The sequence below is a fragment of the Nostoc sp. 2RC genome (genome assembly GCF_014222165.1).
In the GTDB taxonomy this organism is placed as follows: domain Bacteria; phylum Cyanobacteriota; class Cyanobacteriia; order Cyanobacteriales; family Nostocaceae; genus Nostoc; species Nostoc linckia.
The window spans coordinates 25,470-32,107 of sequence record NZ_JACKZU010000043.1; the positions used below are offsets into that span (position 1 = coordinate 25,470).

Sequence of the window (6,638 nt, forward strand, 5' to 3'; positions counted from 1 at the left end):
TTTTAGTAAAAATTTTATCTTTCTAATATATGCTTTAAATACTGTTACTGCAAATTATTTGCTACAGGAATATACTGAAAATAAAAAAATCGCTGGCTAGAGTGAGGAATTCGTCTCCCTTGCTTTAGCCAGCGAGTTTACCACTGATTTTTAATGAAATGACCTAAAACAGAACAAAAATTTCAAACGAAGGTGTGGGATAAATCTGAAATTGGGTCTGTGTACACCTAGTGGTCTGGCAAGTCATCTTTGCTGCTTGAGGGCTGGGAAAAGGGAAAGGGGAAAAGGGTAAGGGATTTAAAACCTTTTCCCTTTCCCCTTTACCCTTTCCCCCGCTAAGTTGACTTGGCGAACTACTAGATTTCATCATCCTAGTGTGTAAATATAAGCTTGTCTTAAACGCCGTACCATTTCTCGGCGCACCTCATTTTGGACGCGGTTACCACGCCGCCAGTGTTCTAATTGAATATTATCAACGTAGAATCTCACAGAAAATTGCATACCAGCGCCTTGGATATCAGTTAGTTGAACTTGTGGCTCTTTCCAAGCGGTGTTAGATTCTTTAAAACTATCATGTAACCATTCAACAAATTTTAATGAGTAGTCATCTAATCTAGTTTCATCTACTCCAGGATTGGAAATTTTTTGAAAAATCTTATTGAGTTTGATTTTCAAAAGTTCAATTTTTTGTTCCCATTCGTCAGGTAAAATACTTTGGTCTTCAAAGACTAAATCAGGGTCTTGAAGCCAAGTTTGATACCATTTGCGAATCAAACTAATCAAAGTTGGTTTTCCAGCCAGTTGTTGTTCTTCTAGGCGCGATCGCACTCGTTTTCCTTTACGTTCTGTAATCACAGCCAGACCAACAATGTTCAATATTTCTAGATAGTTTTTCTGGATACTTCTCAATTCTTCTGAATTCAAGCCTCCCTTTTCTAACTGTTTAATTTCCAGGGCAAAATATTCAAATGCTTGCTCAAGGGTTTGCAGTTGTTCGTTAACATCTTTCTCAACTAATAAACGCAGCCGTCCTGCTTCTTTTTTGGAAAGTTTATCACCCTCTGCTTCTCTTAATGCTGCGAAACTATCTAAATATTGCAGTTTTTCATCAATGTCACCTAAAGTATCTGGATGCCCAATGATGATTTCTTGCAAAATTTTTGTTGCTATTACTGCATCGGCATCAACTCTGACTGAGACTTTGATTGTATAAGCATAGTGGGTTGTAGGGCGACTGAGATTGACTATATTTTGATTACCCAATGATGTGTTTGGTACATAAACCTCGCAATGCTCGTTAATCAAATATAGTTTGGTCACTCGGATACCAATTTGTTTGATAATTGCAATTGACCCATCTGGCATGGAGATAACATCTCCAAATTTAAAGGGTGTATCAACTAACAATACCAACCCGCTGAAAAAATCGCTTAAAATATCTTTGATCGCCAATCCCAAAACTACGGTAATACTACCTATTGCTAAACCAATGCCACTTAAATCTACTCCAAGGGTGCTGAAAAACAGAGAGATGCCAATTATGTATGTGATTACTGGAATAAAGTTTTGCAGTAGTGGAATTAATACATCATCCCAGACAGCTTCAGTTTTGCGGGCGTAGTCTTTTAAATAGGAAACTGCTGCTTCTGTAAAAAATACAGTTACTAAGTAAGTAAAAGCAGCAATTAGCAAAGCTGTGAGTCCTCGGTCAATCCAATCTATAATTCCTCCTGAACCTAATTGGAATAGAGAAACCTTGAGACTAGCAAATATAAAAATTGCGATGGATGGAGTTTGTGAAATCGCAATAATGAGCAGGGCTGTATCTTGTTCTGTACGCCTAAAAAAGGATCGTAGTATATAAAAGATTAATACATAGATGACAAAAAAAACAATTACAGATGCTGCAAATGTATATAAAAAAGCATTGATTTGTGCTGCTGTTGGCATAGTGGGGGGTGCTGGTGGTATCGGGGTTTTTGATGTAGATTCTGCCGCTTGGGCAATGAGGGTATAAATCATTTGGTGTTTACCTCAAATCCTCAGTAATTTGAAAGTTTGTTGTTGTTAAAGGATGATTGAAATTTGGGATTTTTCCTGCAATGTAAAATCTAAAATTAAATGACTCTGGAATTATTGGTAAATTAATCTTCTGTACTTGCAACACCACTGGGAATCACAATTCCTTCGCTCAATAGAGTATCTGTAAAAATCTTGCGGAGAATACGCTGGATTTGCAGATGTTTTCCTGGCTTGACTTTCGTCAATGTCCGCAACAACAAGTTAGACTCTCCAAGGCTTTCGATGCCATCCACTTGTGTAGCTTCGAGTACATCTGGATAATCTGCTTTTAACTGCTGTCCTACCTCCTCAATTACTTTATAGACATGAGTTAAGTTGGAATCATAGGGAAGGCCAACTTCTACTACTGCATAGATGTACTGTTTGGAGTAATTAGTAATTGACCCAATATTGCCATTTTGAATAATCTGTAATTGACCGTTGGGGTGTCTGACACGGGTAGTTCTCAGTTCAATTGCTTCCACAATACCTTCAACGATTCTCTCTTCAGATTTTCCGGCCTCGATATAGTCTCCCACTAAGTAGTAATTTTCAAACAGAATAAAGAAGCCGCAGACAATATCGTTAATTAGTGTTTGTGCCCCTAAACCCACAGCTATACCCACAATACCCGCACCTGCAAGTATGGGAGTAGGATCGATGTCCAAGGTGTAAAGAATGGAAACAATGGCACCGAAATAAATAAAGTATTGTAAGAAACTACGAAACAGAGGAACGAGAGTCAGACGCCTACTTCTTTGAATTTCACTGAGATTCTGGTTTTTAAACAGTACTTCTTCAACAAATAAGTAGACGACCTCAAACAATACACGACTAATAAAGATGATGGCGATGATTTTGATGATTCGCGGGCCAAAAACTGCGACGTTGGCAATTAACTGTACTTGTTGAATTACCAATGTCGCCATGCAGACATAAATTACAAATTCTAGACATCGCTTGAAAAAGGGTATCAGATGTCGGAGGCGATCGTAAAACCTCAGGAGGTTATCAGGGCTAGAGTATCTAAGACTCAAAGCATCTAGACTATCAACTACCACCGCTACTGCTTTAAGTATCAGCAAACCGACGGCGATAATTAAATAAATCCGCAGTGCAATGTAGAGATATTGCGAAACTACTGGTGGTAATTTCAGAAATTCCGCACACAAAATAGCAGCCCACAACCAAATTCCACCAGTGACTCTTTGATTGAGGGCTTTGAAGAAAGCATCAATACTTTCATCATCAGCAGTACTTCTTTCTAAATTTTTGGCGCGAATGTTAGCGATCTTCAAGGAATAATTGACGAATTTCACTGCGATCGCCACTACAATCAATAGGGCGGCGCTTTTGGCTATACCAATTCCTAGATCTATCCAAAATCCTAAGGGAATACGGCGAATTATGTTTAGCGTGTATTCTTGTAGATTTTCACCACGATAAATTAAATAACCATTGCCACCAACAATTAAAATCGACAATACCAAACAAGTAAGTAAAAGTAACCCTGTAATGTTGCGTCGTAGGGTTTTGATACTCCGATCGTCATTTCTAAATATAGAGGATTTAAAAAACAGCTTGAATGCTTTACCTACAAGCCAGTTAATGAGTAAAAAAACAAAGATTATCAGGATAACTTCAGCAACAATAATTAATATGTTCATTTTTGAGCATACATTTAAATAATTTTCCACAACATCCAAATGGACAGATGTTAATTATTTCATATAATTTTATTTTGTCAATCTTTTAAAATTTAATCCATTTTTATTAATTTTATCTATGTTAATAAGTCTTGCTGTCGCTAGACATGATGAAAATATTTCATGTCTGCAATTATTAAATTCATTCAAATTAGATATGTTTTGCGACAAGCAAAGTAGAATATCTGGATATTTGGTTACTAGTTATTTTGTATTAAAAGTATTTTTGAATGAAACCAGAAATTAAGTAAAGAGAAAATTGTTGTCTAATTTCCGTCAAGATATGCTTCGAGGTACAAAAATTACCTACATTTTGTATCTTATAACTGTATAAACAAAATTATTTTTTAGTATAAAAACTAACATAATTGTGTTTGTTAACTTGAAAGCTGATTGTTTAAATCAAGTTAATTGCTATATAACAAGCAATTGTAGATTACCACACAACAAAATAAATGTAAATACTTGCTTTGTAGGTTTTTTAAAAAATATACTACTGTTAACTCCAGAACATAGCCGAACATTGACTACATTTTGGGTTGTTGGAGTTGCCTAGATCTCAATGAAGGTGAAAAGCGACCTACACATCCAGAAAATGAATATCGATCAAGTGCTGCAAGTTCTATCAGTCAGCCAAAAAAAACCTCTAACACCTCTACAAGAATTAGTATTGCGCTTGTCCTGGGAGGGAAAAACTTATAACCACATGGCAGCCGAAATTCACTATGGGGCACAAAGCATCAGAGAAGTGGCTTCGCAGCTGTGGCAAGTACTTAGTAAAATTTTTGAAGAACCAATTAGCAAAGCCAACTTCCGCCACACCTTAGAAGTGCGCGCCCTCACCAAAGTGCAACAGCAACAGATTGAAAAACACGCCACCATTACCGTTCCTACCCTAGAATTTCCCAGCGGCCCAGTAATGTTATCCTCTCGCTTTTATATCCCTCGTCCACCGATTGAGGAATTTGCTTATAGAGAAATTACTGAACCTGGTTGTGTTATTCGCATCAAAGGCTCTAGCCAGATGGGGAAAAGTTCTCTGATGCTACGCATTATTAATTACGCTGCGTCCGTTGGCTATCGCAGTGTTAACTTGGATTTTCAGCAAGCAGACTCAACAGTATTTGGCAACCTGGATAAATTTTTACGTTGGTTTTGTGCCAACATCAGTAGTAAGTTAGAGCTAGAATCGAGACTTGATGAATATTGGGATGAAGATATCGGTAGCAAAGTTAGCTGCACCAACTATTTTCAAAGGTATTTGCTAAAACATCTTACTTGTCCCTTAGTTTTGGCATTAAAGGAAGTGAATCGGGTGTTTGAGTATCCGGCCATCGCTCAAGAATTTTTACCTTTGTTGCGTTCTTGGCACGAACAAGCTAAGCAAACAGAAAATTGGCAAAAACTCCGGCTGCTTGTGGTTTATTCAACAGAAATTTATATTCCTTTAAAGCTCAATCAATCGCCCTTTAATATCGGATTACCGTTAAAGTTGCCTGCGTTTACAATCAAGCAAGTACAGGATTTAGCACAGCGTCACGGGCTAGATTGGAAAGATGGTAAAGAAGCCAAGCAATTGATGTCAATGGTAGGGGGACATCCCTATTTAGTGCGCCTAGCATTATATCACATTTCTCAAGAAAAAGTGACCTTAAAACAGTTATTACAACAAGCAGCCACAGAATCAGGAATTTATAACGACCATTTACGACGGCTATTAGCAGCACTCCAGGAGGAGCCAGACTTAGCTGCTGCGGTTAAGAAGTTAATTGCTGCACAAGATATAAAATTAGAATCTATGCTTGCTTATAAATTAGAAAGTCTTGGACTGGTGAAACTTGAGTACGATCGCGCTAAATTTTCCTGTGAATTGTATCGTTTGTATTGTGAATCAGCAAATTTACATAAAATGGTGGGGAATAGGGAATAGGGAATAGGGCATGGGGAATAGGGAATAGGGAATAGGGCATGGGGCATGGGGCAGAGGGGAAAAACTCATCTCCCATCTCCAGTCCGCAGTCACTAGTCAGACGTAGGGGGCAATGGTGCGATCGCTAATGCATCCAAACCTGTGATATTTACTACCTGTTCCACTGTCATACCAGTGGCTAGTAAGTTGCGTGCTGTTTGTAATAATTGGGATTCTGCTTTTTCGGCTCGTTGGCGTTCTTGTTCGGCTCGTTGGCGTTCTTGTTCTTCGGGTGTTGGCAGTAATTCTCCCTCCAAAGTTGCCCAGCGTAGCCAAGTGGCGTCAATTCCTTTGTAATTTCCTTGCCAACGCTGCAAGGCTAACCCTAAGGATTCACTTACCAATTGATGGCGATCGTTAATCACCAGTGGTTGGTAAACTCTTTGTTGGATAGAAAAACCCGCCCAATCATCTGGGTTAAATGGGTCATACCAGAAATATTCTGGCACGCGCATTTGATTTTGATAAATCAGCTTTTTCTCGTTTTTGTCCGTGGCGGCTGTACTTTCGGAAAGCAACTCAATGACAACATCCGGGGCTTTTCCTTCTTCCCAAACCACCCAACTTTTACGTTCGCCTTGAGGGACACCCAACACCACAAAAAAGTCAGGCCCTCTAAAGTCTTGGTTTCTCACCTGCGCCAGACTGTAGTAGACAAACATATTACCGCCGACAAATCCATCTTCTCGGTGTGACAGCCAAGGGATTAAGCCATCTATCAGCAAGTCTATCTGGACTTTGTGCCGTGCGCTTTCCATTGGGACACCATCATCATGAGGGAGTTCTGCTTGGGTGGGTGGAATTTCAATTAGAGGTACAGGTAAGGTGGTTTCTGACATGGCTGTTAATCACTAGTAGTTCGCTTTCGTGACTTAGCTCTTTAAAGGGGAAAGGGGAAAGGG

The 6,638-nt window shown here is 38.9% G+C and carries 4 protein-coding genes; 1 reads left to right on the forward strand and 3 read right to left on the reverse strand.

From position 1 onward, the window contains the following. Positions 1-366: 366 nt before the first annotated feature. Both GNE10_RS07625 and GNE10_RS07630 read right to left on the reverse strand, forming a co-directional pair. The gene (locus GNE10_RS07625) at positions 367-2,022 is read right to left on the reverse strand and encodes a mechanosensitive ion channel family protein (protein WP_260446827.1); all 1,656 of its coding nucleotides are present in this window, start codon (positions 2,020-2,022) and stop codon (positions 367-369) included. Between the two features lie 122 nt (positions 2,023-2,144). Beyond that, complete coding sequence (locus tag GNE10_RS07630) at positions 2,145-3,728, reverse strand: mechanosensitive ion channel family protein (RefSeq protein WP_185564334.1); 1,584 nt, start codon at positions 3,726-3,728, stop codon at positions 2,145-2,147. A gap of 634 nt (positions 3,729-4,362) precedes the next feature. Here GNE10_RS07630 and GNE10_RS07635 point away from each other — a divergent pair. Further along, a complete protein-coding gene (locus GNE10_RS07635; protein ID WP_185564335.1) occupies positions 4,363-5,697 on the forward strand; it encodes an AAA-like domain-containing protein in 1,335 nt (444 codons plus the stop codon). 92 nt (positions 5,698-5,789) lie between these two features. Here the strand turns inward: GNE10_RS07635 and GNE10_RS07640 are convergent, their stop codons facing one another. After that, positions 5,790-6,575 carry a Uma2 family endonuclease gene (locus GNE10_RS07640; RefSeq protein ID WP_185564336.1) on the reverse strand — a complete coding sequence of 262 codons (786 nt, stop codon included), beginning with the start codon at positions 6,573-6,575 and terminating at the stop codon, positions 5,790-5,792. Positions 6,576-6,638: the final 63 nt, after the last annotated feature.